This window comes from Variovorax sp. OAS795, from assembly GCF_040546685.1.
Lineage (GTDB): Bacteria > Pseudomonadota > Gammaproteobacteria > Burkholderiales > Burkholderiaceae_C > Variovorax.
Genome location: NZ_JBEPOH010000001.1, coordinates 4,926,237 through 4,952,730, shown reverse-complemented (window position 1 = coordinate 4,952,730; position 26,494 = coordinate 4,926,237). Strand labels below are relative to the sequence as shown.

The 26,494-nt window shown below is 69.2% G+C and carries 26 protein-coding genes and 1 pseudogene; 18 read left to right on the top strand and 9 right to left on the bottom strand.

Annotated features, from left to right (window positions below):
* The first annotated feature begins 5 nt into the window (after positions 1-5).
* The 6 genes and pseudogenes from ABID97_RS23930 (at position 6) to ABID97_RS23905 (ending at position 5,104) form a co-directional block, all read left to right on the top strand.
* Positions 6-815 carry an SURF1 family protein gene (locus ABID97_RS23930; protein WP_354401262.1) on the top strand — a complete coding sequence of 270 codons (810 nt, stop codon included), beginning with the start codon at positions 6-8 and terminating at the stop codon, positions 813-815.
* Positions 799-1,483, top strand: a pseudogene (locus ABID97_RS23925) (redox-active disulfide-containing membrane protein). Before ABID97_RS23930 ends, ABID97_RS23925 begins: the two are co-directional and overlap by 17 nt.
* 6 nt (positions 1,484-1,489) lie before the next feature.
* Positions 1,490-2,710, top strand: coding sequence for a COX15/CtaA family protein (locus tag ABID97_RS23920; protein ID WP_354401260.1), 1,221 nt, complete (start codon positions 1,490-1,492; stop codon positions 2,708-2,710).
* Positions 2,707-3,612 (top strand): heme o synthase, encoded by a 906-nt coding sequence (gene cyoE / locus ABID97_RS23915; protein ID WP_354401258.1) that lies wholly within the window; start codon positions 2,707-2,709, stop codon positions 3,610-3,612. The genes ABID97_RS23920 and cyoE overlap by 4 nt, the downstream gene beginning before the upstream one ends.
* Before the next feature lie 21 nt (positions 3,613-3,633).
* Positions 3,634-4,245 carry an SCO family protein gene (locus tag ABID97_RS23910; RefSeq protein WP_503012793.1) on the top strand — a complete coding sequence of 204 codons (612 nt, stop codon included), beginning with the start codon at positions 3,634-3,636 and terminating at the stop codon, positions 4,243-4,245.
* Positions 4,246-4,264: 19 nt separating this feature from the next.
* Entirely contained in the window at positions 4,265-5,104 is an 840-nt protein-coding gene (locus ABID97_RS23905) for a DNA alkylation repair protein (protein WP_354401254.1), read from the top strand.
* A gap of 45 nt (positions 5,105-5,149) precedes the next feature.
* Here ABID97_RS23905 and rpoH read toward each other — a convergent pair whose 3' ends face one another.
* The 3 genes from rpoH to ftsY form a co-directional block, all read right to left on the bottom strand.
* Positions 5,150-6,091 (bottom strand): RNA polymerase sigma factor RpoH, encoded by a 942-nt coding sequence (gene rpoH, locus ABID97_RS23900; RefSeq protein ID WP_354401252.1) that lies wholly within the window; start codon positions 6,089-6,091, stop codon positions 5,150-5,152.
* Between the two features lie 147 nt (positions 6,092-6,238).
* The gene (locus ABID97_RS23895) at positions 6,239-6,703 is read right to left on the bottom strand and encodes an Mpo1 family 2-hydroxy fatty acid dioxygenase (RefSeq protein WP_354401250.1); all 465 of its coding nucleotides are present in this window, start codon (positions 6,701-6,703) and stop codon (positions 6,239-6,241) included.
* Positions 6,704-6,806: 103 nt separating this feature from the next.
* Positions 6,807-8,048, bottom strand: coding sequence for a signal recognition particle-docking protein FtsY (gene ftsY / locus ABID97_RS23890; protein WP_354401248.1), 1,242 nt, complete (start codon positions 8,046-8,048; stop codon positions 6,807-6,809).
* A 29-nt stretch (positions 8,049-8,077) separates the two neighbouring features.
* On the opposite strand from ftsY, the gene ABID97_RS23885 reads away from it, so the two are divergent.
* Both ABID97_RS23885 and ABID97_RS23880 read left to right on the top strand, forming a co-directional pair.
* Positions 8,078-9,529, top strand: a complete 1,452-nt coding sequence (locus tag ABID97_RS23885; protein ID WP_354401246.1) for a M16 family metallopeptidase — start codon at positions 8,078-8,080, stop codon at positions 9,527-9,529.
* 13 nt (positions 9,530-9,542) lie between these two features.
* Positions 9,543-10,889, top strand: coding sequence for a M16 family metallopeptidase (locus ABID97_RS23880; RefSeq protein ID WP_354401244.1), 1,347 nt, complete (start codon positions 9,543-9,545; stop codon positions 10,887-10,889).
* Positions 10,890-10,898: 9 nt separating this feature from the next.
* Here the strand turns inward: ABID97_RS23880 and ABID97_RS23875 are convergent, their stop codons facing one another.
* Entirely contained in the window at positions 10,899-11,816 is a 918-nt protein-coding gene (locus ABID97_RS23875) for a LysR family transcriptional regulator ArgP (protein WP_354401242.1), read from the bottom strand.
* 81 nt (positions 11,817-11,897) lie between these two features.
* Here ABID97_RS23875 and ABID97_RS23870 point away from each other — a divergent pair, with 81 nt between their 5' ends.
* The 8 genes from ABID97_RS23870 to pcp all read left to right on the top strand — a co-directional run bounded on the left by ABID97_RS23870 (position 11,898) and on the right by pcp (position 19,074).
* Entirely contained in the window at positions 11,898-12,533 is a 636-nt protein-coding gene (locus ABID97_RS23870) for a LysE/ArgO family amino acid transporter (protein WP_354401240.1), read from the top strand.
* A gap of 262 nt (positions 12,534-12,795) precedes the next feature.
* Positions 12,796-14,652: a serine hydrolase domain-containing protein gene (locus ABID97_RS23865; RefSeq protein WP_354401238.1), complete on the top strand. Its 1,857-nt coding sequence runs from the start codon at positions 12,796-12,798 to the stop codon at positions 14,650-14,652.
* Positions 14,653-14,738: 86 nt separating this feature from the next.
* Positions 14,739-15,404: an RsmD family RNA methyltransferase gene (locus tag ABID97_RS23860; RefSeq protein ID WP_354401236.1), complete on the top strand. Its 666-nt coding sequence runs from the start codon at positions 14,739-14,741 to the stop codon at positions 15,402-15,404.
* 41 nt (positions 15,405-15,445) lie between these two features.
* Positions 15,446-15,949, top strand: coding sequence for a pantetheine-phosphate adenylyltransferase (gene coaD / locus ABID97_RS23855; protein ID WP_354401234.1), 504 nt, complete (start codon positions 15,446-15,448; stop codon positions 15,947-15,949).
* A gap of 10 nt (positions 15,950-15,959) precedes the next feature.
* Positions 15,960-16,607: a 5-oxoprolinase subunit PxpB gene (gene pxpB / locus ABID97_RS23850; RefSeq protein ID WP_354401849.1), complete on the top strand. Its 648-nt coding sequence runs from the start codon at positions 15,960-15,962 to the stop codon at positions 16,605-16,607.
* Complete coding sequence (locus tag ABID97_RS23845) at positions 16,604-17,599, top strand: 5-oxoprolinase subunit C family protein (RefSeq protein WP_354401232.1); 996 nt, start codon at positions 16,604-16,606, stop codon at positions 17,597-17,599. Before pxpB ends, ABID97_RS23845 begins: the two co-directional genes overlap by 4 nt.
* Positions 17,600-17,658: 59 nt before the next feature.
* Positions 17,659-18,399 (top strand): 5-oxoprolinase subunit PxpA, encoded by a 741-nt coding sequence (pxpA, locus tag ABID97_RS23840; protein ID WP_354401230.1) that lies wholly within the window; start codon positions 17,659-17,661, stop codon positions 18,397-18,399.
* A gap of 15 nt (positions 18,400-18,414) precedes the next feature.
* Positions 18,415-19,074 (top strand): pyroglutamyl-peptidase I, encoded by a 660-nt coding sequence (pcp, locus tag ABID97_RS23835; protein WP_354401228.1) that lies wholly within the window; start codon positions 18,415-18,417, stop codon positions 19,072-19,074.
* On the opposite strand, the gene ABID97_RS23830 is transcribed toward pcp, so the two are convergent.
* Entirely contained in the window at positions 19,062-19,763 is a 702-nt protein-coding gene (locus ABID97_RS23830; RefSeq protein ID WP_354401227.1) for an alpha/beta fold hydrolase, read from the bottom strand. The two genes, pcp and ABID97_RS23830, sit on opposite strands and share 13 nt — an antisense overlap.
* Positions 19,764-19,873: 110 nt before the next feature.
* Here ABID97_RS23830 and ABID97_RS23825 point away from each other — a divergent pair, with 110 nt between their 5' ends.
* Positions 19,874-20,566, top strand: coding sequence for a histidine phosphatase family protein (locus tag ABID97_RS23825; protein ID WP_354401226.1), 693 nt, complete (start codon positions 19,874-19,876; stop codon positions 20,564-20,566).
* A gap of 48 nt (positions 20,567-20,614) precedes the next feature.
* Here the strand turns inward: ABID97_RS23825 and ABID97_RS23820 are convergent, their stop codons facing one another.
* Together ABID97_RS23820 and ABID97_RS23815 are read right to left on the bottom strand one after the other, a co-directional pair.
* Positions 20,615-21,973 (bottom strand): tetratricopeptide repeat protein, encoded by a 1,359-nt coding sequence (locus ABID97_RS23820; RefSeq protein WP_354401225.1) that lies wholly within the window; start codon positions 21,971-21,973, stop codon positions 20,615-20,617.
* 32 nt (positions 21,974-22,005) lie between these two features.
* A complete protein-coding gene (locus ABID97_RS23815) occupies positions 22,006-22,404 on the bottom strand; it encodes a tautomerase family protein (protein WP_354401223.1) in 399 nt (132 codons plus the stop codon).
* Between the two features lie 107 nt (positions 22,405-22,511).
* Here ABID97_RS23815 and ABID97_RS23810 point away from each other — a divergent pair, with 107 nt between their 5' ends.
* Positions 22,512-23,381 carry a LysR substrate-binding domain-containing protein gene (locus ABID97_RS23810; RefSeq protein ID WP_354401221.1) on the top strand — a complete coding sequence of 290 codons (870 nt, stop codon included), beginning with the start codon at positions 22,512-22,514 and terminating at the stop codon, positions 23,379-23,381.
* 69 nt (positions 23,382-23,450) lie between these two features.
* Here the strand turns inward: ABID97_RS23810 and ABID97_RS23805 are convergent, their stop codons facing one another.
* The gene (locus tag ABID97_RS23805) at positions 23,451-24,866 is read right to left on the bottom strand and encodes an amidase (protein WP_354401219.1); all 1,416 of its coding nucleotides are present in this window, start codon (positions 24,864-24,866) and stop codon (positions 23,451-23,453) included.
* Positions 24,863-26,350, bottom strand: coding sequence for an ABC transporter substrate-binding protein (locus ABID97_RS23800; protein ID WP_354401217.1), 1,488 nt, complete (start codon positions 26,348-26,350; stop codon positions 24,863-24,865). Before ABID97_RS23800 ends, ABID97_RS23805 begins: the two co-directional genes overlap by 4 nt.
* Between the last annotated feature and the right edge of the window lie 144 nt (positions 26,351-26,494).

Here is a 26,494-nt window from a genome sequence, read left to right as displayed (position 1 = left end):
CTCCAGTGACCCCAGAGCCTCTCAAGCCCACCCGGGCGGCGTCCGGGCGAGGCCGTTTCCTGCTGGTCACGCTGGCCGCCGTGCTGACGGTGGCCGCCACGGTGTCGCTGGGCCGCTGGCAGCTTTCGCGTGCGGCGCAAAAGGAAGCGCTGCAGGCCGAGATCGAATCGCAGAAGCAGAAGCCTCCGCTCGCACAGGCCGAATTCCTGTCGCTCGAAGCGCCGGCCGGCGAACTGCACCGCCCGGTGCGGCTGCGGGGCCTCTGGCTGACGCCGCAGACGGTGTACCTGGACAACCGGCAGATGCACGGCGTGCCGGGCTTCTACGTCCTGACGCCTTTCGCGCTCGAGGGCAGCGACCAGACGGTGATGGTGCAGCGCGGCTGGGTGCAGCGCAATTTCAACGACCGCACGCACCTGGGCGCGGTCGACACCCCGCCGGGACTCGTCGAAGTCACGGGCCTGATCGAGCCGCCGCCCGGCCACTTGTTCGAACTCGGCAAGCCGGCGCCGGCCGCGTCGGCACCGGACGCCGCGGGGTCTTCGCCCATCCGGCAGAATCTCGACCTGGAAGCGTTCCGCGCCGAAACCAAGCTGCCGCTGCGCACCGATGTGTCGCTGCAGCAGGTCGGCCCTGCTTCCGAGGGGTTGCAGCGCGACTGGCCGGCCCCCGCTCTGGGTCTGGAGAAGCACTACGGCTATGCATTCCAGTGGTTCGGGCTCTCGGCCCTCGTGGTAATCCTCTATGTCTGGTTCCAATTCATTGCCCCCTTCCGCCGCTCGAGGCGCCGCGCACGCGATGCACGCAGCCTCTGACGAACCGCTGGGCCTGACGGTGCATTCGATGCCGTCGCCCAATCAGGCGCTCGACGGCGCCGAGGGCCGCCGCACGGCCGTCGGGCGCTGGAAGATGATCGCCGTGATGCTGATGTGCGCCGCGCCCGTCATCGCCTCGTACTTCACCTACTACGTGATCCGCCCCGAAGGGCGCAGTGCCTATGGCGAACTCATCGACCCGCAACGCACGCTGCCGGTGCTCGCCGCCACCGACCGCAACGGGTCGCCGGTCGATCTTTCCACGCTCAAGGGCCAATGGCTGCTGGTGGCGGTGGCCGACGCGGCCTGCGATGCGCTCTGCGAACAGCAGCTCTACCTGCAGCGCCAGCTGCGCGAAAGCCTGGGCCGCGAGAAAGACCGGCTGGACCGCGTCTGGCTCGTGAGCGACGCGGCGCCCCGTTCCGGCGCGGCTGGACCAGGGCCTGCACGGCGCCACCGTGCTGCGCGTGCCGGCCGCGCAACTTGCCACATGGCTCGCACCCGTCTCCGGCCACGCGCTGGCCGAGCACCTGTACGTGGTCGATCCCATGGGCAACTGGATGATGCGGTTCCCCGCCCGAATGGACGCCAAGGGCGCAAGCCGCGCCAAGCGCGACCTCGACCGCCTGCTGCGCGCATCGGCCTCCTGGGACGAGCCCGGCCGCTGACATCGCATGATCGATACCGGTTCGCTCTACGACCTCCGGCCCATCGCCTGGCTGATGGCCGCCGGCGTGCTGATCGCGCTCGGTCCGCTGGTGTGGGTGTGGCGCCGCAACGCGGGCGCCGGGCCGGCGCGCCGGCTGCACGCGCTCACGGTGCTCACGCTGTTCCTCACCTTCGACCTCACGCTGTTCGGCGCCTTCACCCGGCTCACCGACTCGGGCCTGGGCTGTCCCGACTGGCCCGGCTGCTACGGCAATGCGAGCCCGGTGGGTGCGCGCCATGAGATCGCCACGGCGCAGGCGGCCCAGCCGACCGGGCCGGTCACGCACGGCAAGGCCTGGGTCGAGATGGTCCACCGCTACCTGGCCACCGGGGTCGGCGTGCTCATCCTCGTGCTGGCGGCCGCCACCTGGGTCGTGCGCTGGCGCCGGCGCCGCCAGCCTGCTCCGGAGGGCGAGCACGCCACGCTCAGCGCATGGTGGCCCGCGGCCACGCTGGTCTGGGTCTGCCTGCAGGGCGCGTTCGGTGCCCTGACCGTCACCTGGACGCTCTTTCCCGCCATCGTCACGATGCACCTGCTCGGCGCCATGGTGCTGCTGGTGCTGCTGTGCATCCAGGCGGTGCGCTACCGGCAGGCGGCTGCGGACCGGCTGCCCGCGGCCGTGTCGCCGTCGCTGCGCAACGGGCTGCTCGCGACCTCCGCATTGCTGCTGCTGCAGATCGGGCTCGGCGGCTGGGTCAGCACCAACTATGCCGTGCTGGCCTGCACCCAGTTCCCGACCTGCCAGGGCAGCTGGTGGCCGCCGATGAATTTTGCGCAGGGCTTCGAAATCTGGCGCCACCTGGGCGTCACCGGCGGTGGCGCACCGCTCGACTTCTCCGCCCTCACCGCCATCCACTACGTGCACCGGCTGATGGCCTATGCCGTGTTCGCGGCGCTGGGCCTGCTCGCGTGGCAGCTGCGCCGCATTCCCCCGCTGCGTCCGCAGGCTCGCTGGCTCGCGGGGCTGGCGCTGCTGCAGCTCGCAACCGGCTTGGGCAACGTGCTGCTCGGCTGGCCGCTGGCGGCCGCGGTGCTGCACACCGGCGGTGCCGCGGCGCTGGCCGTGGTGCTGACCTGGGCGGTTTGCGAGAGCCGCCGCGGGGCCGCCGCCGCGGCAACCGCACTCGACAGCGGCAAGGCGCCCGGCGCCCCGCACAACAACAACCAGAGGGAGGCCGCCGCGTGAGCACGCCGATTTCCGTGCAGCAGACCAGCACCGCCAACGTGCTGCGCCAGTTCTATGCGCTGACCAAGCCACGCGTGGTGCAGCTGATCGTCTTCTGCGCGCTCATCGGCATGGTGCTGGCCGTGCCGGGCCTGCCGTCGTGGGCCGACGTGCAGCGCGCCGTGCTGGCCTGCATCGGCATCTGGCTGGTGGCGGGCGCGGCCGCGGCGTTCAACTGCCTGGTCGAGAAGGGCATCGACGCCAAGATGAAGCGCACCGCCTGGCGTCCCACCGCCCGCGGGCAGCTCAGCGACCTGCAGGCGCTGGTGTTCTCCGCGCTGCTGTGCGCGGCCGGCTCCGCGCTGCTGTGGTTCCAGGTCAATCCGCTCACCATGTGGCTGACCTTTGCGACCTTCGTCGGCTATGCGGTGGTCTACACCGTCATCCTCAAGCCGCTCACGCCGCAGAACATCGTGATCGGCGGCGCCTCGGGCGCGATGCCGCCGGTGCTGGGCTGGGCCGCGATGACCGGCGACGTCAGCCCGGAAGCGCTGATCCTGTTCCTCATCATCTTCCTGTGGACCCCGCCGCATTTCTGGGCCCTGGCGCTCTATCGCGTGGAGGACTACCGCAAGGCGGGCCTCCCGATGCTGCCCGTGACGCACGGCAACGAGTTCACGCGGCTGCAGGTGCTGCTGTACACCTTCATCCTGTTTGCCGCTTGCCTGATGCCTTTCATCTACGGCATGAGCGGCTGGCTCTACCTCGCGGTGGCGGTGGGCGTGAGCGTCGGCTTCACGGGATACGCCTTCGCGCTCTGGCGCAACTACTCCGACACGCTCGCGCGCAAGACCTTCAAGTTCTCGCTGATTCACCTGAGCGTGCTGTTCGCGGCATTGCTCGTCGACCACTACCTCCGCTGAATCGATCGAATGCCTGCTTCCATGAACAAGCGAAATGCCCTTCAACTGATGGCCGGCGGCGCGGCATGGGCGGGCATTGCCGCCACGCTGGGGCTTTCGGGCTGCAGCGAACCCAAGCCCAGCTTCAATGCGGTCGACATCACGGGCGCCGACTACGCCAGGGACTTCTCGCTGAAGGACGCCGACGGCAAGGTACGCACGATGGCCGATTTCAAGGGCAAGGTGGTGGTGCTGTTCTTCGGCTACGCCCAATGCCCCGATGTGTGCCCGACCACCATGACCGAGATGGCGCAGGTCAAGCAGCAGCTCGGCAGCGACGGCGACAAGCTGCAGGTGCTGTTCGTCACGGTCGATCCGGCGCGCGACACGCCCGAGGTGCTGAAGGCCTACATGGGCGCGTTCGACCCGGGCTTCGTGGCGCTGATTCCCACGCCCGAGCAACTCGCCACCATCGCCAAGGACTTCAAGGTCTATTTCAAGAAGGTCGAGGGCAAGACGCCCACGAGCTACTCGATGGACCATTCGGCCGCCAGCTTCGTCTACGACACCAGCGGCCGGGTGCGGCTGTACGCGCGCTACGGCGCCGGCGTGGCGCCCATGGTGTCCGACGTGAAGGCGCTGCTCAAGGCCTGAGCAGGCGCTGCTTCATCCGATGGATGCCGCCGCCGCGCTCGCCCCGGTTGAACACCTGAAGGCCCGAAAGGGCGCCTTCCGCATCGCGCTCATACCGCCCGAGGTGCTGGGCGCGCTCAACGACGGCTTGCTCGAAACCGTCAACCTGAACGAATTTCTCGCGCTCGAACTGCCGCGGCTCGCACGCAGCGTGGCGGGCCACATCGGCCTCGATTCCGCGAGCGAACGGCTGGACGACACCCTCGCCATGCTCGGCGCCTTCAAGCCGATGCAGCGGCACGGCCACATTGCGCGGGCCCTCTACGACCTCGCGGCGCAGCATGCCGAGCGCGACGCCGTGGCCCACCGGCTCGCCACGCACGCGAGCGACGCCGCGCGCTGCTGGGCCGCCCAGTGGGTCACGCTCTCGGGCCTGCCGCTGGCTGCGCAGCTCGAAGCGGTGCGGCGCTTTGCGGCCGATCCGCACTTCGGCGTGCGCGAAATCGCCTGGATGGCGGTGCGCGATGCCGTCATCGGCGCGCTCGACGAATCGCTGGCGCTGCTGCAGCCGTGGACGGCCGACGCCGATCCCAACATCCGCCGCTTTGCCAGCGAGCTCACGCGCCCGCGCGGCGTGTGGTGCGCGCAGATCGACGCGCTCAAGGCCGAGCCCTGGCGCGCGCTGCCGCTGATCGAGCCCCTGCGCGCCGACCCCAGCCGCTACGTGCAGAACTCGGTGGCCAACTGGCTCAACGATGCGAGCAAGACCCAGCCCGAATGGATCGACCGGCTCTGCGCGCGCTGGGCAGAGGAATCCGACTCGCCGTCCACCCGGTACATCGTCAGGCGCGCCATGCGGACGCTGTCGAAGCAGGCATGAAAAAGCCCGGCATGGCCGGGCTTTTTCAGGGAGGCAGAGCGGCGCTCAGGCGTAGTCGGCCAGCGCCTTCTTCATCTTCTTCATGGCCGCGACTTCGATCTGGCGAATGCGCTCCGCGCTCACGCCGTACACCGCCGCCAGGTCGTGCAGCGTCATGCCGCCCGAGCCGTCGTCGTTGACCTTGAGCCAGCGCTCTTCGACGATGCGGCGGCTGCGGTCGTCCAGCGCTTCCAGCGCGGTGGCGATCCCGTCGCTCGAGAGCCGGTCGCGCTGCTGCGATTCGAGCAGCGCGGTCGGTTCCTGCGAGGCGTCGGCCAGGTAGGCGATCGGGCCGAAGGCTTCGTCGCCGTCGTCCGACGGGCCCGGATCCAGCAGCACGTCGCCGCCCGACAGGCGGGTTTCCATCTCGAGCACTTCTTCAGGCTTGACATTGAGCCGCGTCGCCATCTGCGACACCTCTTCGGGGCTCAGCGTTTCGCGGTGCGTGCCGTTGTCGGCCGCGGCCGAGTCGGCCTTGAAGCCCTGCTTCATCGAGCGCAGGTTGAAGAACAGCTTGCGCTGGGCCTTGGTCGTCGCGACCTTGACCATGCGCCAGTTCTTCAGGATGTACTCGTGGATCTCGGCCTTGATCCAGTGCATGGCGTAGCTCACGAGCCGCACGCCCTGGTCGGGGTCGAAACGCTTCACGGCCTTCATGAGGCCGACATTGCCCTCCTGGATCAGGTCGCCGTGCGGCAATCCGTAGCCCAGGTACTGGCGCGAGATGGAAACCACGAGGCGCAGGTGCGAGAGGATCAGCGCACCGGCCGCTTCGAGGTCGTTGTGGTCGCGCAGACGGCGTGCGAAGCCCTGCTCTTCTTCGAGCGTGAGCATCGGCAGGCGGTTGGCGGCCGAGATATAAGCATCCAGGTTGCCCAGCGGCGGCACCATCGACCATGGGTTGGCGACGGCGAGCTGGTTGGCAGAGGCTCCAGACAGCGTGGTCATCAGGGGAAACTCCTTTGTATTGGGCATATTAGCACTCGATTAGAGGGAGTGCTAAGCCAAGGGTTCCCCCGGAGTTTCTATCGGGCCGATAGGCAAAACCGTCAGCCGGAGGACGGTGTGGCTGGCGGCGCGGTCCGACCCGGCGCTCTACCAGCGGATACCCAGGCGCAGAAACAGCCTCGAAAGTACAAAAAGGGGCCCTACCCAAAGGTATTGGATGTCTTCGAAGAAGGAAGGTTTCCTGTCTTCCATCTTGTGGCCGACGAATTGGAAGATCCATGCCACGACGAAGATGGCGGCGGAAACCGGCAGTACAAGGGCCCCCATGGCATGCACCGCCGCCAGTACCAGCGCCGTTCCGGCGAGCATCGTGGCCAGGAACACCGGTGAGCGCAGGGTGGCGTAGTACACGAGGCTCGCCGCCACGAAGCCGTAGGCCACCCAGGGGTGCAACGCGAACAGCAGGCCGACGATGCTCAGCATGATGGCCGGGATCGCGACGAAGTGGATCAGCTCGTTGGTGGGATGGCGGTGGCTTTCGCCATAGTGGGCCAGCAGCCGGTCGACCTTGCGGTCGCCGGTCGCCAAGGGGGCGTCGGCGGTGTGCAGCATGTTGTGTCTCCAGGGCGCCGTTCGGTGCGGCGGGTCTCCGGATGGTGCCCCTGCGAGCAGCCGGTGGCAAGTGCTATGAATCCGGGAGCAAGCGGCTGCCGCGTCAGCCCAGCAGTGCCTGCGCGAACTCGCGCGCGTTGAAGGTCTCGAGGTCCTCGAGCTTCTCGCCCACGCCGATGAAATAGACCGGGATCGGACGCTCGCGCGCAATGGCGCACAGCACGCCGCCCTTGGCCGTGCCGTCGAGCTTGGTCACCACCAGGCCGGTGAGGCCCAGCGTCTCGTCGAAGGCCCTGACCTGCGCCAATGCGTTCTGGCCCGTGTTGCCGTCGATCACCAACAGCACCTCGTGCGGCGCCGTGGCGTCGGCCTTGGTGACTACGCGCTTGATCTTCCTGAGCTCGTCCATCAGGTGCAGCTGCGTGGGCAGCCGGCCCGCGGTGTCGACCAACACCACGTCCTTGCCGCGCGCCTTGCCGGCCGTCACGGCGTCGAAGCTGACGGCGGACGGGTCGCCGCCTTCCTGGCTCACGATCTCGACAGTGTTGCGGTCGGCCCAGACCAGCAATTGCTCGCGCGCCGCGGCCCGGAAGGTGTCGGCCGCCGCGAGCAGCACCGATGCGCCCTCGTTGGCCAGGTGCTTGGTGAGCTTGCCGATGGAGGTGGTCTTGCCGGCGCCGTTGACGCCCGCCACCATGATCACCGTCGGCGTGAACTGGCCGATCACCAGCGGCTTCTCGAGCGGCTTGAGCAGGTCGGTGATGGCGTCGGCCAGCAGCCGCTTCACCTGCGACGCGTCGGTCGCCATCTGGCGCTTGACCCGGCCGCGCAGGTCGTCGAGCAGGAATTCGGTGGCCTTGACGCCGGCGTCGGCCATCAGCAGGGCCGATTCGAGCTCCTCGTAGAGCGCCTCATCGATCTGGGCGTTGACGAACACCGCCTGGATGCCGGTGCCGGTCTTGCGCAGGCCGGTCTTGAGCTTGTCGAACCAGCCCTTGCGCTCGGCCGCCAGGGCCGGGTCGGCGAGGGGTGCGGGCGGGGGGGCAACCGGCTCGGCAGGCGCGGGTGCCGGCTCAGGGGCGGGAGCAGCGGCAGGGGTCGGAGCCGGCGCGGCGGCCAAAGGCGCGGGGGGAGCGGGTGGAGGAGGGAGAACGGGCGGCGGCGGTGCCACGGGCGCCGCAGGCGCAGCTTCCTCCACGGCGGGCTTCGAGCCGAACCAGCTCGACGGCGAGAACACCGAGCGCGCGGGCGCGGGCTCGGGGGGCGGTGCAGGCTCGGCGGCCAGGGAGGGCGCCGGCACGGCCGGGGATTCGGCAGGCGGTTTTTTCTTGAAGAAACTGAACATCGGAAGCTTTTTACAATCCGACCCATTCTATGAAACACCCCTCGCCACGCCGTGCTGCGTCCGGTGCGGTGCTGGCAATGGCGCTTTCTGCGCTGTGGGCCATGCCTGCGCAGGCCCAGTCCACACCGGCTCCAGCCGCTCCATCGCCCGCCGCCGCAGCGGCACCCGCGCCCCAGCAGTTCACCCTCGCCAACGGCATGACGCTGCTGGTGCTGCCCGACCGGCGCGCGCCCACCGCGGTGCAGATGGTCTGGGTACGCGTGGGCTCGGTCGACGAGGTGGACGGCACCTCGGGCGTGGCCCACGTGCTCGAGCACATGATGTTCAAGGGCACCAAGGACATCAAGCCCGGCGAGTTCTCGCGCCGCGTGGCCGCGCTGGGCGGGCAGGAGAACGCGTTCACCACGCGCGACTACACCGGCTACTACCAGCAGATCCCGGTGGCGAGCCTGGAGCAGGTCATGAAGCTCGAGTCGGACCGCTTCGCCAACAACCAGTGGTCCGACGACGAGTTCAAGCGCGAGATCGAGGTGGTCAAGGAAGAGCGCCGCCTGCGCACCGAGGACCAGCCGCGCGCCTTGCTCGGCGAACAGCAGAGTGCGGCCGTCTTCACCGCATCGCCCTACCACCGGCCCGTGGTCGGCTGGATGAGCGACCTCGACGCCATGACGCCCGACGACGCGCGCGCCTTCTTCCGCCGCTGGTACGTGCCCGCCAATGCCGCCGTCGTGGTGGTCGGCGACGTCGACGTGGCGCAGGTGCGCGCCCTGGCCGAGAAGTACTACGGCGGCATTCCGGCCCGCGCCGTGCCCGCGCGCAAGCCGCGCACCGAGCCCGCGCAGCGCGGCATCCGCCGCATCGAATTCAAGGCGCCGGCCGAGCAGGCCTACGTGTCGCTCGCGTTCCGCATTCCGCAGCTGGACAGCATCGACGCCGCCGACTCCGATGTGTGGGCGCTCACGGTGCTGTCGGCCGTGCTCGACGGCTACACGGGCGCGCGGCTCGACCGCGCGCTGACGCAGGGCCCGAACCGCGTGGCCGATTCGGTCGGCGCCTATTCGGGGCTCGCGGGACGCGGACCGCAGCTGTTCATGCTCGTGGGCGTGCCGGCGAACGGCAAGAGCGCCGAGACGGTCGAGGCCGCGCTGCGGGCCGAAGTGGCACGCGTCGCGAAGGAGGGCGTGGGCGAGGCCGAACTCGCGCGGGTCAAGACGCAATGGGTGGCGAGCGAAACCTACAAGCGCGATTCCGTGATGGCGCAGGCCCGCGAACTCGGCAGCAACTGGGTGCAGGGCCTGCCGCTGGACACCAGCGCGCGGGTCGTCGCCAAGCTGCAGGCGGTGACGCCGGCGCAGGTCCAGGCGGTGGCCGGCAAGTACTTCGGAGACGACCAGCTCACCGTGGCGACCCTGCGGCCCCTGCCGCTGGACGCCAAGCCCCGCGGCCGCGGATTTGCAGCGCCCCAGGGCGAGCTGCGCTGAGAGGCCGCATCCCATGACCCCCATGAAAAAAACCCTGCGATCCGTTCTGTTCGCCGCCCTTGCCGCCACGGGCATCCACGCCGCGCAGGCGGCACTGCCGATCGAGCACTGGACGCTCGCGAGCGGCGCGAAAATCTACCTCGTGTCGACCCAGGCGCTGCCCATCGTCGACGTGCAGATCGACTTCGACGCCGGCAGCCGGCGCGATCCGGCTGCGCAGGCCGGCCTGGCGAGCGTGAGCGCAACCATGGTCGAGAAAGGCGTGCGTGCTGGCAAGAACGGCGAGCCGGCACTCGACGAGAACGCGCTCGGCGAAGCGTGGGCCGACCTGGGCGCGGAGTTCAACGCCAGCGCGGGCAACGACCGCGCGAGCTACTCGCTGCGCACCTTGTCCGACCCTGCGCTGCTGGCCAAGGTCGTGGCACTGGCCTCCCGCGAAATCGGCGAGCCGGCGTTCCCCGACGACATCTGGCAGCGCGAGCGCGAGCGCATCAATGCCTCGCTGAAAGAAGCCAACACCAAGCCCGCGACCATCGCAGGCCGCGCCTTCGCGCAAGGCGTCTACGGTATGCATCCCTACGGGCAGGAGGTCACCGAAGCCACGCTCGCGCGGATCGACACCGCGGCCATGCGCCAGCGCTACCAGCAACTCATCGTGCCGTGCCGCGCCAAGCTCAGCATCGTGGGTGCCGTGACCCGGACCGAGGCGGAAGCCATGGCCACCGCGCTGCTCTCGCGGCTGCCCGGCCCCGAGGCCTGCACGCCGCTGCCCGCGATTGCACCTGTGACCGCACTCGCGGCGCCCAAGGACGAGCGCATTCCGTTCGCTTCGGCGCAGGCCCATGTGCTGATCGGCCAGCCGGGCTACCCGCGCAAGGACCCGGACCACTTCGCGCTCACGCTCGGCAACTACGTGCTGGGCGGCGGCGGCTTCGTCTCGCGGCTGACCAGCGAGGTGCGCGAGAAGCGCGGGCTGGCCTACAGCGTGTACAGCGGGTTTTCGCCGGGCCTGGATGCCGGTGCGTTCCGCGTGGGTTTCCAGACGCGGCCCGACCAGGCCGAGGAAGCCGTCAAGGTCTCGCGCGACGTGGTCGCGAAGTTCGTGGCCGAGGGCCCGACCGCCGCCGAGCTCAAGGCCGCGAAGGACAACCTGATCGGCGGCTTTCCGCTCTTGCTGGACAGCAACCGCAAGCTCATCGGCAACGTCGCCAACATCGCCTGGTTCGACCTGCCGCTCGACTACCTAGACACCTGGACCGCGCGCATGAACGCGGTCACGGCGGACGAAGTCCGCGCCGCCTTTGCGCGCAAGCTGCAGCCCGCGCGCATGGTGACCGTGGTGGTGGGCGGAAAGCAGTAGGCGGCCTTTTCAGCCCAGCGCGTGCGCGCCGCTCGCGGCGGCGGTGCGCACCGCCGCCTTGAGCCGCTCCAGCAGTTGCGGCGCCGCGCGCGCCTGCTGCCAGTAGAGCGGCACCTGCAGCGTGGAGTCCGGCACCAGTTCGACCAGCGCGCCCGTGCGCAGCGCTTCGGCCGCCATGCTGGCCGGAAGCATCCCCCAGCCCATGCCGGCGCACGCCGCGTCGACGAAGCCGGGCGCGGAGGGCAGCCAGTGGCGGGGCGTCTCGATGCTGCGATGGCAGATGCGCCGCACCCAGCGCGCCTGCAGCCGGTCCTTGCGGTCGAACACCAGGCTCGGCGCCTGGGCCAGGGTCCGCGCACCCACGCCCTTGCCGAAATGGCGGCGCACGAACCCGGGGCTCGCGGCGGCCACGTAGTGCATGGCGCCCAGCGCTTCGCTGTTGCAGCCCGCGACCGGCTGCGCCAGTGCGGTGACAGCGGCCAGCACCGCACCGCTTCGCAGGCGCTCGGCCGTGTGGTCCTGGTCGTCCACGGTCAGGTCCAGCAGGGCGGATTCCTCCTGCCGTGCAAAGGCGGATGCGGCCGCCATGAACCAGGTGGCGAGGCTGTCGGCGTTCACCGCCACGCGCACCGTGACCCGCTCGGCCGCGCTGCCGCTTGCGCCGCCCATGCCGAGCGCCGGGAGCGCGTCGCGCAACTCGTGCTCCAGCATGCCCACGCGCTCGATGTGGCGGCACAGCTGCTGTCCGGCCTCGGTAGCCACGCAGGGCTGGCCGCGCACCAGCAGCGCGCCGCCCGTGCGCTCCTCGAGCAGCTTCACGCGTTGCGAAACGGCCGAGGGCGTGACGTTCAGCGCGCGCGCCGCGCGCTCGAAGCTGCCTTCGCGCACCACGGCGGCCAGTGCATTGAGGGCGGCGTAGTCGAGCATGCATCCTCCGGATTAGGAAAACTGAATCTGGCTTAGGAAGTTTAGTTTGAGTTAACGGGGCCGCGGCGGCAAGCTTGCGCCATGGCTTACGAACAGATCACCGCCGCATTCATCAACGGGCTCTTCATGAGCCTGGTGCTCATCGTCGCCATCGGCGCGCAGAACGCGTATGTGCTGCGCCAGGGCCTGCGGCGCGAGCACGTGAGCGCCGTGGTGCTGTTCTGCGCCGCCAGCGATGCGGTGCTGATCGCAGCGGGCGTGGCCGGCATGGCGCAGGCGCTGCAAGGCCGGCCCGCATTCGCCACCGCGCTGGCGGGACTCGGCGCACTGTTTCTTGGCGCGTACGGCTTGCGGGCGCTCTGGCGGTCGCGGCGCGCCGGCACGCTGCAGGCGGCCGCGCAAGGCGCATCGCTTTCGCGCGCGGCCGTGCTGGCCCAGGCGGCGGGTTTCACCTTGCTGAACCCCCATGTCTATCTCGACACCGTGCTGCTCGTGGGAAGCACCGGCGCGCAGTATGGCGGCTCGCTCAAAGGCTGGTTCGTCGCGGGCTCGGCGCTGGCCAGCGCGCTGTGGTTCTCGGCGCTGGGTTTCGGTGCGCGGTGGCTGGCACCGGTGTTTGCGCGTCCGCGTGCCTGGCGAATGCTCGACGCGTTGATCGGCGGCACGATGCTGGTCCTGGCGGCGTTGCTCGCGCGGCGTGCCCTCCTGGGCGCCTAGGGAACGTCTGCACAAAGCCACCTTGAGGCGCAGTCGTGTCTTTGGTTTGAATCTTTCGGAAAAGTGTGTTTCAAGCGATGCCGACTCGACAATAATACGTATTACTTTGTCATTAAGGTCGGCAAAGACTCAAGTTGCCGATCGCATTTCGTTCCTCGCGACCGGCCCCTTGCGCGCGCAGGCGAATGCCACTCCTGGGCTCGGCGCCTTCGACCCTTCAAACAAGGAATTCGCCTTCATGCGCCCAGCCCGCCACGCCCCAATGCCTCCCGAAACTTCACAGGCCGGCGTCTCACGCCGCCGCTATCTGGGCCTGGCGGCGGCGGGGCTGGCCTCGCCCCTGCTGCAGGCCTGTGGCGGTGGCTCCAGCGGGCCCTCGTGGTCCGCCGTACCGACGGAGCCCGAGGCTGAGCCCGAGTCCGTGCGTTGGTGCCGCGACGCAATACGCACGGCGCTGGGCCGCAGCGACAGCCAGACCGCCGCCGTGTCGGTGGCCCTGCTGGCCGGGGATCGCGTGGTGTGGCGCGAAGCCTTTGGCTTTGCCAACCGCCAGCGCAACCTGCTGGCCACGCCCGACACGCGCTTCAACGTGGCATCCATTTCCAAGGTGGTCACGGCGCTGGCCGTGATGATCCTGCGCGATCGCGGCCAACTTACGCTGGACCAGCCGCTGGCCGAACTGCTGCCCGCCTTTCGCATGCGCTCCGAGGGCTACACCCGCATCACCGTACGCCATCTGATTTCGCACGCATCGGGCGTGCCGGGCAACAACTACCGCAATGGCGGCAATCCCGTGCCCTACCCGGACTACGCGCAGGAAACGATGGCGGCCATCGCGCAATCGCGCCTGAAGCACGAGCCAGGCGACATGGCGATGTACTGCAACGACGGCTTCACCCTGGTGGAGCCGCTGGTCAAGCAACTCAGCGGGCTGGCCTTTCCCGCCTTTGTCGAGCGCGAAATCTTCGCGCCGCTGGGCATGAGCCACACGGGCTATGCGCTCGCGCCGGCGGCCGAGGGCAGCTTCGCCCAGGCGCACAGAAACGGGCAGGCCTTGCCACAGGAGTTGCCCGCGAACTATGCGAGCGGCGGCGTGGTCTCCACGCCCACCGACCTGATGAAACTGGCGCGCCTGTTGCTGGACGAGGGCGCCTACGAAGGCCGGCGCATCGTGTCGGCCGACGGGGTGCGCGAAATGGGCCGCGACCAGCGCGCCCACACGCGCGTCATCCCCGACCCTGCGTCTTCCCTGTGGCGCTGGGGACTGGGTTGGGATTCGGTTCAGCAGCCGGCGCTGGAAGCGGCCGGCGTGCGCGCCTGGAGCAAAGGCGGCGCTTACGAGTTCTACGGCACGCAGCTGTTCGTGCTGCCCGAAGCGCGCCTGGCCATGCTGATCACCGGCAGTGGACTGGACTACGACCCGACCGCGCTGGCCGAAGGGCTGATGGTGCGCGTGGCCGCCGAACGCGGCGCGCGCCGTGCGGCACCCCTCGCGTCCGCCGTGCCCGCACCCGTCTCCCCTGCGCCCGAGCGCGCCGCGCTGGAAGGTGTCTATGCCAACTTCAGCGCGCCCCTGCAAGTGCGGGCCGCCGCCGACGGCTCGCTGACCTTGCAACGATGGGAGTCGCCCTGGGTCGTCGTGCAAACCTTGCGCGCGCGCAGCGATGGCTATTGGTGGGCCGAGGGGCAAAGCAGCATCTGCTACCGCTTCCAGACGGTCGGCGGCCACCGCTACCTGAGCCAGCGCACGCTTGCCAGTCATTCGCTGTACTGGGCCGAGGAGCCCATCGGTGAATGGCTGCCGCCGCTGGACACCCCGCTGCCAGCCGCGTGGCAGGCACGGCTGGGCAGCCGATGGCAGCGCGTGAACGACCTGAAGGATTCGCTGCCGGGGTTCAAGCCATGGATCTGGGACATTGGCGAGCTGGCCGAGTTGCCGGGCTACGTCCTGCTGGACAACGGGCAGGTGGTCCGCGTGATCGACGACGATCAGGCCGGCATGACCGTGCAGATCCCCGTCATCGTCGGGCGAGACCTGATGGAGCTGAACATGGTGCGCAGCGACGGCAAGGAAGAGCTGCATGCCGGCGGGATGATCTTCCAGCGCATCCCGGTTTAGACAAGGCCGTCTGGCGGGCCGCCCAGGCGGTCCTTCGACGCGCCGCTGCTTCAGCCCCGCCCGCACGGCGGCGTTAAGCTCGCGCCATGCCCCAGAAGAAAGCCGCAGCCGCCCAGCGTTCCCCCTCGAAGCCATCGACACCGCCCGCGCGTGCGAAAGCGCTGCCGCGCGAGGTGCGCATCATTGGCGGCCAATGGAAGCGCAGCCGCCTGCCGGTGGCCGACAAGCCGGGCCTGCGCCCGACCCCCGACCGCGTGCGCGAGACGCTGTTCAACTGGCTCGCGAGCATGGCTGGCGCGAGCGGCGGCGAGCTGCCGGGCTGGCATTGCGTCGATGCCTTCGCGGGCACCGGGGCACTCGGGCTCGAGGCCGCGTCGCGCGGCGCCGCCAACGTGCTGCTGTGCGAGCAGGACGCCGCATTGGTGGCCCAGCTCCAGGCCGCCAAGGCCAGGCTCTCGGCCGAAACCGTCCGCATCGAGCGGGGCAACGGGCTCACTGCGCTCGAACGCACCGCGGCGGGCAGCCTCGATGCCGTGTTCCTCGACCCGCCTTTCGACAACGCGGCGCTGTACGAACCTTCGCTGCGCGCCGCGGCACGCGCCGTGAAAGCCGCGGGTGCGGTCTACCTGGAAGCGCCGCGCCGCTGGAGCGGCGAAGAGCTGGCTGCCGTCGGCCTTGTTGAATTTCGTTACCTGAAGGCAGGTGCGGTCCATGCGCATCTGCTGCGGCCCGCTGCAAACGGGACTGCATAATCCGCCGGACAAGCCGCACCGGCTGCATGAGGAAGAAGACCATGGCCAGCAACGTGATCGCGGTTTATCCCGGCACTTTCGATCCCATCACCCTCGGCCACGAGGACGTGGTGCGGCGTGCAACCCAGCTTTTCTCGAAGGTCATCGTCGCGGTCGCGGCGGGCCATCACAAGAAGGCGCTGTTCTCCCTGCAAGAGCGCATCGAGATGGCGCGCGAAGCCGTGCAGCCGTTCAGCGACCAGGTCACGGTAGAGAGCTTTTCGGGCTTGCTGCGCGACTTCGTCGTGGCGCGCGGCGGCAAGGCCATGGTGCGCGGATTGCGCGCCGTGACCGACTTCGACTACGAGTTCCAGCTCGCGGGCATGAACCGCTCGCTGATGCCCGACGTCGAAACCGTATTCCTCACGCCGAGCGACAAGTACCAGTTCATCTCGAGCACCTTCGTGCGCGAGATCGCCATGCTCGGCGGCGAGGTCCACAAGTTCGTCTCGCCCGATGTGGAGAAGCAACTGGCAGCCAAGGTGCGCAGCCTGGGTCGTGAATAGCCGACTCCCTTTGCCTCGCCTTCATCCGCTTGGCGACGCGGCGCTGCTGTGCGAGCTGCCGCCCCCGGCCACGCTGGCGCACCAGCAGCAGATCTGGGCGCTGGGCGCCGAGGTGCAGCAGTGGGCCGGCGTGGGCGAGGTGCTGCCGGGCATGAACAACCTGACGCTGACTTTCGATCCGACCGCGATCGGCATCGATGCGCTCATGGCGCGCGTGAACGAGGCATGGCCGCGGCTGCCTGCAGCGGCCATCGAAGGCCGGCGGGTGGAGATTCCGGTGACCTACGGCGGCGAGCACGGACCCGACCTGGCCGACGTGGCGGCCCACACCGGGCTCTCGCCGGCCGAAGTGGTGCGGCGCCACAGCGCGGCCGAATACGTGGTCTACCTGCTCGGCTTCCTGCCGGGCTTCGCCTTCATGGGCGGACTCCCGCCCGAACTGGCCACGCCGCGCCGGTCGGAGCCGCGCACGGCGGTGCCCGCGCGGTCGGTCGGCATCGGCGGCGAGCAGACCGGCATCTATCCGCTGGTGTCGCCGGGCGGCTGGCAGCTGATCGGCCGCACCGCGCTCGAGCTCTTCGATCCGAAGGCCGAGCCTCCGACCCTGCTGCGACCGGGCGACCGCGTGCGCTTCGTCGTCGAAAGCGTGCAGACATGATGCTGGTCCAGAAGCCCGGCATGCTGGCTTCGGTGCAGGACCTCGGCCGGCATGGGCAGCGCCAGCTGGGCATCTGCCCCGGCGGCGCGCTCGACGTGCTGGCGCTCACGCTCGCGAACCGGCTGGTCGGCAATGCCGACGGCGCGGCCGGCCTCGAGATCACGATGGGCGGCTGCGAGCTGCGCTTCGAGACCGCGACCCGCATCGCGCTGGTGGGAGACGGCTTCGGCGCACGGCTGGACGATGCGCCGCTCTGGCCCTGCTGGAGCGTGCCGGTGGACGCGGGCGAGGTCCTCAGGCTCGCTGGCGCCAACGCCGCAGGCGTGAAGAAGGCCGGGCTGCGCAGCTGGCTCGCGGTGGCGGGCGGCATCGATGTGCCGCTGGTGCTCGGCTCGCGCAGCACCGACCTGAAGGCGGGGTTCGGCGGCCATGAGGGCCGCGCGCTGCGCAAGGGCGACCGGCTTGCGCTGGGCCCTACGGCGCTCGATACCGCAAGATTGGCTAGGCGTCCCTTCGGCCTGCGCGGCCCCGACTGGGGGTCCGAAGAAGATGAATCCATCGCCTTGCGCGTGCTGCCCGGCCCCGAGTTCGACCAGTTCACCACGGCCTCGCAGGCACAACTCTGGAGCGAGCGCTGGCGCATCACCACGCAGAGCAACCGCATGGGCAGCCGCCTCGCGGGCCCCGAACTCAAGCGCAAGCGCAGTGCCGACATGCTCTCGTCGGGCGTCATACCCGGCACCATCCAGGTACCGCCCTCGGGCCTGCCGATCATCCTCATGGGCGACGCGCAGACCACCGGCGGCTATCCGCGCATCGGCGTGGTGATCCGCGCCGACCTGTGGAAGCTCGCACAGGCGCCGCTCGAGGGCAGGCTGCGGCTCGTGCAGGTCGACATGGCCGAGGCGCTCGAGGCCTGGGCCGAGCAGCAGCGCTACCTGGCGCAAGTGGCGCACGGCCTCGCGGCTGCGGGCTGGACGAGACCGGCATAGACTTGGCGGCTGCAGGCGCACGCCGGTTCGGCGATGCGCCACCAGGAAGGACAAAACCCATGCACATCGACCTCAATGCCGACCTCGGCGAAGGCGCCGGCAGCGACGAAGCACTGCTCGGCCTCGTGAGCTCGGCCAACATCGCATGCGGTTGGCATGCTGGCGACCCCAAGACCATGCGGCAATGCGTGCGCTGGGCGATCGAACACGGTGTCGCCATCGGCGCCCATCCGAGCTTTCCGGACCGCGAAAATTTCGGCCGCAGCACCATGCACCTGCCGCCCGACGAGATCGTCTCCAACGTGCTCTACCAGGTCGGCGCGCTGGCCGCGATCGCCAAGGCAGAAGGCGGCAAGCTCTCCCACGTGAAAGCGCATGGCCAGCTCTACAACCAGGCGGTGAAGGAGCCCGAACTCGCCGACGCGCTGTGCGAAGCGGTGCGGCGTTTCGATCCCTCGCTCAGGTTCTTCGGCCTGGCGGGGAGCGGCATGATCGAGGCCGCGCGCCGCGCCGGGCTCACGCCCGTCGAAGAGGTGTTTGCCGATCGCGGCTACATGCCCGACGGCAGCCTGGTGCCGCGCAGCCAGCCCGGCGCGCTGATCGAGGACGAAGAACAGTCGCTGGCCCAGACGCTCTCGCTGGTGCGCGACCGCAAGGTCACGGCCATCGACGGCAGCACCGTGCCGGTCAATGCCCAGACCGTCTGCCTGCACGGCGACGGCGCCCACGCGCTGGCTTTTGCGCGCCGCATCCGCGACCGACTTCAGCAAGAAGGCATCGCGGTTCGCGCGGTGTCCTGAAACCGCCATACAGCCGTGGCGCAGCGAACCAACGTCCTCCTGACTGGCTTCGATCCGTTCGACCGCGAAGCCCTCAATCCCTCATGGGAAGCCGTGCGTGCGCTGGACGGCTGGCGGTGTGGCCGCGCGACCGTGCATGCGCGGCAGATGCCATGTGTCTTCGGCCAGGCGATCGAGACGCTGGCCGCTGCCATGGACGAGCTGCAGCCCGAACTGGTGCTGTGCATCGGCCAGGCCGGCGGCCGCGCCGAGATCACGCCCGAGCGGGTGGCCATCAACATCGACGACGGCCGCATTGCCGACAACGCGGGCCGCCAGCCCATCGACGTGCCTGTGGTGCCGGGCGCGCCGGCGGCGTATTTCTCTACGCTGCCGATCAAGGCCATGGTGCGCGACCTGCGCAAGGCCGGTATTCCCGCATCCGTGTCGAACAGCGCGGGCACCTTCGTCTGCAACCACATCTTCTATGGCCTGATGCACCGCATGGCCGCGGTCCCGGTGCCGGGGCAGCGCGGCGGGTTCATCCACATCCCTTACCTGCCCGAACAGGCGGCACGTTTCCCGGGCCTGCCGAGCATGTCGCTGGCCACGATGGTCGAGGGGCTGCGCGTTGCGGTGGCCACCGCGCTGGCCGTTGAAAAAGACGTGGCCGAAACCGGCGGTCAGCTCCACTGAGCCAGCCACGAGAGCAGCGCCGCATTGACGACTGCGGGCTTCTCCATCGTCAGCATGTGGCCGCATTGCGCCACCCACACCACCTCGGCGTGCGGCACCAACGCCGCGATCTCGCGCGTGCAGTCGGGCGGGGCCAGCCGGTCGGTATCGCCGCAGACCAGCAGCACCGGTGCGCGCAGCGCGGGCAGGTGGGTGCGGGCATCGGGGCGCCGCATCACGGCGCGGTTCTGCCGGATCAGCTGCTGTGCGCCGGCGTCCAGGATGATCTCGAGGTAGCGCTGCACCAGCGCCTCGTCGGCCGCCTGCGCCGGGTGGAAAGCGAAGACCACGTTCGGCTCGATCACCTCGCGCAGGTCGCCCTGTTCGAACAATTCGATCGCGCCTTCGCGCAGCTCGTACATGTCGGGCGCCTCGGGCCGCGGATTGGTGCCCAGCAGCGCGAGCCCGGCGATGCGCTCGGGTGCTTGCCGCGCGGCTTCCATCGCGATCATGCCGCCCATCGATGCGCCGCAGAGCACGAGCGGACCGGGGTGCTCGCGCAGCACGGCCGCGGCCATGGCCTCGATGGTGTCGTGCCGCGCATGGGCATCGCTCACACGCGCTTCGAATTCGGGCGGAATGACGGGAAGCTGCGCTTCCCAGAGGCGCTCGTCGCAGGCGAGGCCGGGCAGCAGGACAAGGTGGGGCATGGGCGCATTTTGCGTGATCCGGCGACCGGCAGGCTGCGGGTGGCGGCCATGCAACAGATGCCGCCATCGGGCGCTCGGCCGTCACGCATGCGATGGAGAATGGGCGTTCCATGCCCACGTCCCCACCCGATTCCCCGACCGAAATCATCCTGATCCGCCACGGCGAAACCGCCTGGAACCGCGAGCTGCGCTTCCAGGGGCATGCCGACGTGCCCCTGAACGACATGGGCCATGAACAGGCTCGCCGCCTGGGCCTGCGGCTGGCGGGCGAAACGGCCCAGCACATCGTCAGCAGCGACCTCATGCGCGCGCAGCAGACTGCCGCGCCCGCGGCTTCGCAGCTGTCGCTGCCGGTGGTCACGTCGGTGGGGTTGCGCGAGCAGCATTTCGGCATCGTCGAAGGCATGCGAGCCGACGAGATCCAGGCGCTGCATCCGCGCGCGTGGGAGCAATGGCTGGAGTTTCGCGAGGACCATGCCATGCCCGAGGGCGAATCGGCGCGCGAATTCCACACCCGCATCGTCGCGGCGCTGGGCACCCTGGCCAGCACGCACCGCGGACAGCGCCTGATCGTCGTCACCCATGGCGGCGTGCTCGACATGGTGTGGCGCACCGCGCGCGGGCTCAGCCTCAGCGGGCCGCGCCAGAGCGACATTCCCAATGCGGGATTCAACCGCATCCGCATGGCCGACCCCGCGATGCCCGACGCGATCGAGATCGTCGACTGGGCCGACACGCGGCATCTTGCCGACCTGCCGCCGCAGCCGGTCTACGACCAGCGGCGGCATCTCGAGAAGAACTGAGCCGCTGGCGCAGGCCCGCCTCTCCAGCGGGGCGGCCGGCTTGTCGTCTCAGAACCGCGAGGCCAGTTGTTCGAGCCCGAGCCGCGCATAGACGGCGCCGGCCTGGCGCCGCAGGCGCAGCGACTCGGGCTGGCCGTTGAACTGCTGCTGCAGCATGCCTTGTGCGCCCGTGAGCGTGGCCTGGCTGCCGGCGCGCACGAGGGCGTCCAGGTACACCTGCTCGAACAGGTCGCGCTGCGCGTGGCTGCCGCCAATCTCGAGCAGTCGGGGCAAGGCCATGCCCAGCCCTTCGATGGAGGAAGCGAAATCGCCACGCGCATGCGCAACGAGGCCGCGCGCGGCCGGCACGCACACGTGCTCCCAGGCGGCGCGAACGGAGAGCGGCGCGCGTGGCGCATGGGCCTCGATGTTGCGCAGCAGCACATCGGCCTCGGGCCGGCCCGCGCGGGCCAGCCCATACAGGTACTGCAGGTCGAGGAAGGGCAGCACATGGTCGGCCGTGCGCTGCACAAGGTAGCCGCTCACGTCGTCCCATCGCGTACCGACGTCGATGCCCGCGAGCTCGAAGCGCGCGAGCAGCGAGACGGCGCCGATCTGGTCCTGCGAGTAGTCCTTGACCACGCCCCACACCTCGCGGTCGTACACCTCGAGCGCTTCGGCATCGCGACCGAGCTCGATGAGGAACAGCGCCACATGCCACCAGTTGTGCGTGACCATGAAGGAGTTGAGCCCGGTCCAGGTGCCGCTCACTTCCTGCATGAACGCCAAGCCTTCGGAGAGCCGGCCTTCGGTGAGCATCACATGCGCCAGCGCATGATGTGCCCATGGTTCCTTGCGGCACATGCCGATGGCGCGGCGGGCGCTGGTTTCGGCCTCGCGCATCAGGTGGCACTGCTCGTAGCCGAAGGCGGCCATGCCGTGCACGTAGGGCACGTCGCCGGCGGCCGGCAGCGCCGCGAGCGCCAGGCGCAACATGCCGGGGCAGTCGCCGGTGTTGAAGCAGTGGTATTGCCCCAGCTTCACCGAGACGAGGTCGCGCGGATGGTCGCGCGCCTGCTCCGTGTGCAGCACGATGGCCTTGGCGATGTCGCCTTCGGCCCAGGCCTCGATGGCCGCGATGTAGCGCTGCTCGCGCGGAGTGGCGCGGTGTGCTGCGGCGCGGGCCTTGACGAGGAAGGGCTGCGCATGGGTCACGGCATCGCGCGATTCCGCGAAGAGGTGCAGTGTCGCGCAGTAGGCCTGCACGAGGGGGCTCGCGTCGCGGTCGGCCAAGGCAAGCAGGTTGACCGCGCGCGCCTCGCTCGACAAAAAGCCCACGGCGAAGTCGTCGACGAACGGCAGGCTCGCGGCGTCGTCGAGCGTGAGCGGGTTGCCGAAGCTGTCGGCATGCAGCGTTGCAGGAGGCATGGCGCCGATGGTGCCACGCCCCGGCGCAGGCTTCAAACGCCCGCTTGCTGGTGGCGGTATTCCTGGGTCTTGCCGCCGTAGCCGTAGGCCGCACCGCGCGCATCGATCACGTGGATGTACGACACCTCGTGCAGGTCGGGCCGGATCCGCGCCATGGCGGCATGCACCTCGCGCAGGTAGCGCGCCTTCTCGGCCTTGGTGTTGGTCTCGTCCGTCACGCTGATGTCCAGGTGGAAGGCCGACTTGCCGAGCGAGGCCAGCGACTGCCCGCCGATGAACCAGGTGTCGGCGGGAATGTACTGCACCGTGATGGCGATCACCGGCAGCTGCTTGCCGAGCACGCTCTGGGTCAGCTCGGCGACCGTGTCGACGGTCTTGCGGGTGAGCTGGGCGTCGGGCTGGCCCGACAGGTGAACAACGATATGCGGCATTTGGAACTCCATGAATGAATGAACAATGGGGTCATTGTGGAGATCGCCTATCAATCGGAAAAGCGGGAATATATGATTGATGCCATCGGTAAAACGTATGGATAGAGATGCAGACCTTCGACCTGGAACAGCTTCGCACCCTGGCCGCCGTGATCGATGCCGGCAGCCTCACGGCCGCTGCGCCGCGGGTGTTCCTCTCGCAGTCGTCGGTCAGCGAGCAGATCCGCAAGCTGGAGGAGCGGGCAGGGCAGTCGCTGCTCACGCGCAGCAAGGCCGGCGTGGCGCCAACCGAGGCGGGCGTGCGGCTCCTGGCCTATGCGCGCCGCATCCTCGCGCTCAGCGACGAGGCGTTTCGCGACCTGCATGGCGAGATCCTGCAGGGCGAGCTGAGGCTCGCGGTGACCGACTACTTTCGCCCCGGCGATCTCACGCGGCTCCTGGGCCGACTCGGCGAGCGCTATCCGCGGGTGCGGCTGAACGTGAGCATCCTGAAGAGCGACGCGCTCCGGGCCGCCTATGCGAATGGCGAATTCGACGTGGGGCTGGCGATGAATATCGCGGGTGCGGCGTCATCGCCGGAGCGGGCCCCGAAGGCACCCGTCATCCGGCGCGAATCGCTGGCTTGGCTCGGCGCCGCGGGCATGCGGCTGGAGCGTGGCGAGCCGCTGCGCCTGCTGGCCTTGCCGGACACCTGTTCGCTGCACCAGTTCACCGTGGCGCTGCTGCGGCGGCGCCGGGTGCCGTATGCGCTGGCGCATGTGGCTTCGGGGGTGGCGGGCCTGCAGTCGGCATTGGCCGCGGGGCTGGGGGTGGCCTGCCTGAACGAGTCCGCGGTGTGCGACGGGGTGGTGCGGCTGGCGGCGCCGCATGGGTTGCCGGCCTTGCCCCGGGTCGCGTTCCAGTTCTTGCCCGGCCGCAGGGGTGAGACGGAATTCGTGACGCGGGCCAGGGAAATGCTGGCGACGCACCTGGTGTAACACACCTCGGGGTAGCGCTTGATTTGGGCGCTGCTGTTCAGGGCGCGAGCGCGGCCCCGAACAGCAGTGCTAAGGTCCGACAGGCCAGGGCCGCTGCGGTTCACGAATCTGCTCGAACGCACGCGAGACGCGCAGCACGCCGAGGTCGTCGAAGCGCTTGCCCGCAATCTGCAATCCGATCGGCAATCCGTCGGCCGAGTACCCGCAGTTCACCGACGACGCGGGCTGCTCCGACATGTTGAATGGCACCGTGAACCCGATGTGCTCCAGCGGCCGCAGCGGATCGTTGGTCGGCGAGGGTGCTTCGGCGGCGGCGGGCATGTTGGGCGACACGGGTGAAATCACGTAGTCGAAGCGCGCGCAGGCCTGCACCGCCGCCACGCGCGTCGCATGGAACTGGCTGAAGCCGCGGAACACGTGCTCGCCGCTGAATTCCGCCGCGCTCTCGGCCCATTCGCGGATGTAGGGCAGCACCTTGGCGCGCTGGTCGGGACGCAGGGCCTTCATGTCCACCAGCGAGCGCATGCGCCACAGGTGGTCCATGCCGTCGAGCATGGTTTGCGACATGAACGGCTGCATCGTCTCGACGACGGCGCCGGCCTTTTCGAACAGCCGCGCCGCATGCTCGACCGCGGCCTGGATCTCGGGCTCCACTGCGAGCCCGCAGCCCGCGTCCAGCAGCAGGCCGATGCGCAGCCCGCGCAGATGGTCGGGCGAGACGTCGAAGTTGGCCCAGTCGATGTCCTGCGGCGGCAGGCTCATGCTGTCGCGCGCGTCGGGCCTGGAGAGCACCTGCATCATCAGCGCGGCATCGCCGACGCTGCGGGTCATCGGCCCCGCGGCGCGGCCCATGTACGGCGGATCGATCGGGATGCGGCCCAGGCTCGGCTTGAGCGTGAAGATGCCGCACCAGCTCGCGGGCAGCCGCAGCGAGCCGCCGATGTCGGTGCCGATGTGCAGCGGTCCATAGCCGGCGGCGGCGGCCGCACCGGCCCCGGCACTCGATCCGCCCGGCGTCTTGCGCAGGTCCCACGGATTGCGCGCCAGCTTGTGAAAGCTCGACAGCCCCGAGGACAGCATGCCGTAGTCGGGCATGGTGGTCTTGCTCACGACCACCGCGCCGGCTTCCTTCAGGCGCGCGGCCGGCGGCGCGTCCGCTGCCGCCGGCTTCAGGTCGACGGCGGCGGTGCCGGCGGGCATCGGGTCGCCGCGCGTGGCGATGTTTTCCTTGATGGTGGCCGGCACGCCGTCGAGCGGGCCGAGCGCTTCGCCGCGCTGCCAGCGTGCCTCCGAGGCGCGCGCCTGTTCGAGCGCGGCTTCGGGCCTGAAGAGCCAGGTGGCCTGCAGCTGCGGCTCCCACCGCTCGATGTGCGCAATGACGGCCTGCGCAACCTCGACCGGCGAGAGGCGCTTTTCGCGGTAGGCGGCCGAGAGTTCCCGCGCGGAAAGGTCGTTGAGCGAAGAAGAGGACACGTCCGCGCTCATCCCCAGGAGAGGGCCGAGAGGTCGTTCACGAAGATCGGGTTCTCCTTCCAGAGGCCCTTCACGTTCTTCTTCGCAATGGTCGGGAACTGCGGCTGGTAGAGGAAGCCGTTGGCCGCGTCGGTGGCCAGCAGCTTCTGCGCTTCGCCGAGCAGCTTGTTGCGTTCGGCCGCATTGCCCGTGGACTTGATCTTGTCGAACAGCGTGTCGAAGGCCTTCGACTGGTAGCCCCAGTAATAGTCCGCCTTGGCGTAGTTGCCGAGGTCGAAGGGCTCGACGTGCGAGACGATCGACAGGTCGTAGTCCTTGTTGCCGTAGGTGCCGCTGAGCCACTGCGCCCACTCCACGTTCTGCACCTTCACCGTGATGCCGATCTTGGCCAGCTGGGCCACGATCACTTCGCCGCCCTGGCGCGCGTAGGGTGGCGGCGGCAGGGTCATGGTGAGTTCGAGCGGGGTCTTCACGCCGGCTTCGGCGAGCAGCTTCTTGGCCTTCTCGATGTCGAAGGGGTTGATGCCGGTGGTGTCGACATAGCCCGCGGCGCCCGGCACGTAGTGGCTGCCGATGGGCACGCCAAAGCCGTCGGCCGCGCCCTCGATTACCGCCTTGCGGTCGATGGCCGCGAGGATGGCGCGGCGCACGCGCACGTCGTCCAGCGGCTTCTTCCTGTTGTTGATCGACAGGATCGTCTTGGCCCGTGAGCCGGCCAGGATGGTCTGGAACTGCGGGTTGTTCTTGAACTGAGGCACCACGCGCGTGCCGATGCGCGTGAACACGTCGACGTCGCCGGCCAGGAGCGACGCAGCTTGCGCGGCGGCGTCGGCGATGAAGCGGAAGGTGACCTTGTTGATCTTCGCGGTGCCCGGGCTGCGGAAGCCCTCCCACTTGCTCAGCGTGAGCGACGAACCCTTGGCCCAGCTGTCGAGCTTGTAGGGGCCGGTGCCGACCGGCTTGGTGGCGTTGGTGTCGGCGCTCTTGGGCTCGACGATCACGGCCGTGGCCTGGCCCAGTACGAAGGGAAGGTCGGGATCGATTTCCTTGTTGATGATCACTACGGTGTGCTCGTCCACCACCTGCGTGCTCAGGTTCGCGAACGTGCGCTTGTCCTTGTTGGTGCTCTTCTCGCCGCCGGCGCGGTCGAACGCGAACTTCACGGTGTTGGCGTTGAACGGCTCGCCGTTCTGGAACTTGACCCCACGCCTGAGCTTGAAGGTGTAGGTCTTGAGGTCGGGCGAGACTTCCCAGCTTTCGGCCAAGAGAGGCGTCACGTTGCCGTCGGCGTTGATCTTGGTGAGCGTCTCGAGGATGTTGTAGTGCACGACCTCGGCAATGGCGGCCGCGGCCCCGGCAGTCGGGTCGAGCCCCGGCGGCTCGAGTGCCATGCCGATCACGATGGCGTCCTTGCGTCCCTGCGCCATGCCGGCGATGGGAGAGGCCATCGCGACAGTGGCGCCGGCGGTGGCAAGGAGGGTGCGACGGTTCAACATACGTTGTGATCTCCGGAAAAACGGTGAGTGCGAATGACTGCTTCCACGGTGGGCCGCGCCCCGATGGGAGGCGCCGCGCCGCGAAGGAAGGACACGCAGCACGAAAGATGCCACGCGCGCAGCAAAGTCATTCTCTCGCAGCGG

Excerpts from the sequence above, each read along its gene's own strand:
- ABID97_RS23920 (WP_354401260.1), top strand. The coding sequence starts at position 1,490 with ATGATCGATACCGGTTCGCTCTACGACCTCCGGCCCATCGCCTGGCTG.
- ABID97_RS23910 (WP_503012793.1), top strand. The coding sequence starts at position 3,634 with ATGAACAAGCGAAATGCCCTTCAACTGATGGCCGGCGGCGCGGCATGG.
- ABID97_RS23905 (WP_354401254.1), top strand. The coding sequence starts at position 4,265 with ATGGATGCCGCCGCCGCGCTCGCCCCGGTTGAACACCTGAAGGCCCGA.
- rpoH (WP_354401252.1), bottom strand. The coding sequence starts at position 6,091 with ATGACCACGCTGTCTGGAGCCTCTGCCAACCAGCTCGCCGTCGCCAAC.
- ABID97_RS23895 (WP_354401250.1), bottom strand. The coding sequence starts at position 6,703 with ATGCTGCACACCGCCGACGCCCCCTTGGCGACCGGCGACCGCAAGGTC.
- ftsY (WP_354401248.1), bottom strand. The coding sequence starts at position 8,048 with ATGTTCAGTTTCTTCAAGAAAAAACCGCCTGCCGAATCCCCGGCCGTG.
- ABID97_RS23885 (WP_354401246.1), top strand. The coding sequence starts at position 8,078 with ATGAAACACCCCTCGCCACGCCGTGCTGCGTCCGGTGCGGTGCTGGCA.
- ABID97_RS23880 (WP_354401244.1), top strand. The coding sequence starts at position 9,543 with ATGACCCCCATGAAAAAAACCCTGCGATCCGTTCTGTTCGCCGCCCTT.
- ABID97_RS23875 (WP_354401242.1), bottom strand. The coding sequence starts at position 11,816 with ATGCTCGACTACGCCGCCCTCAATGCACTGGCCGCCGTGGTGCGCGAA.
- ABID97_RS23870 (WP_354401240.1), top strand. The coding sequence starts at position 11,898 with ATGGCTTACGAACAGATCACCGCCGCATTCATCAACGGGCTCTTCATG.
- ABID97_RS23865 (WP_354401238.1), top strand. The coding sequence starts at position 12,796 with ATGCCTCCCGAAACTTCACAGGCCGGCGTCTCACGCCGCCGCTATCTG.
- ABID97_RS23860 (WP_354401236.1), top strand. The coding sequence starts at position 14,739 with ATGCCCCAGAAGAAAGCCGCAGCCGCCCAGCGTTCCCCCTCGAAGCCA.
- coaD (WP_354401234.1), top strand. The coding sequence starts at position 15,446 with ATGGCCAGCAACGTGATCGCGGTTTATCCCGGCACTTTCGATCCCATC.
- ABID97_RS23845 (WP_354401232.1), top strand. The coding sequence starts at position 16,604 with ATGATGCTGGTCCAGAAGCCCGGCATGCTGGCTTCGGTGCAGGACCTC.
- pxpA (WP_354401230.1), top strand. The coding sequence starts at position 17,659 with ATGCACATCGACCTCAATGCCGACCTCGGCGAAGGCGCCGGCAGCGAC.
- ABID97_RS23830 (WP_354401227.1), bottom strand. The coding sequence starts at position 19,763 with ATGCCCCACCTTGTCCTGCTGCCCGGCCTCGCCTGCGACGAGCGCCTC.
- ABID97_RS23825 (WP_354401226.1), top strand. The coding sequence starts at position 19,874 with ATGCCCACGTCCCCACCCGATTCCCCGACCGAAATCATCCTGATCCGC.
- ABID97_RS23820 (WP_354401225.1), bottom strand. The coding sequence starts at position 21,973 with ATGCCTCCTGCAACGCTGCATGCCGACAGCTTCGGCAACCCGCTCACG.
- ABID97_RS23815 (WP_354401223.1), bottom strand. The coding sequence starts at position 22,404 with ATGCCGCATATCGTTGTTCACCTGTCGGGCCAGCCCGACGCCCAGCTC.
- ABID97_RS23810 (WP_354401221.1), top strand. The coding sequence starts at position 22,512 with ATGCAGACCTTCGACCTGGAACAGCTTCGCACCCTGGCCGCCGTGATC.
- ABID97_RS23805 (WP_354401219.1), bottom strand. The coding sequence starts at position 24,866 with ATGAGCGCGGACGTGTCCTCTTCTTCGCTCAACGACCTTTCCGCGCGG.
- ABID97_RS23800 (WP_354401217.1), bottom strand. The coding sequence starts at position 26,350 with ATGTTGAACCGTCGCACCCTCCTTGCCACCGCCGGCGCCACTGTCGCG.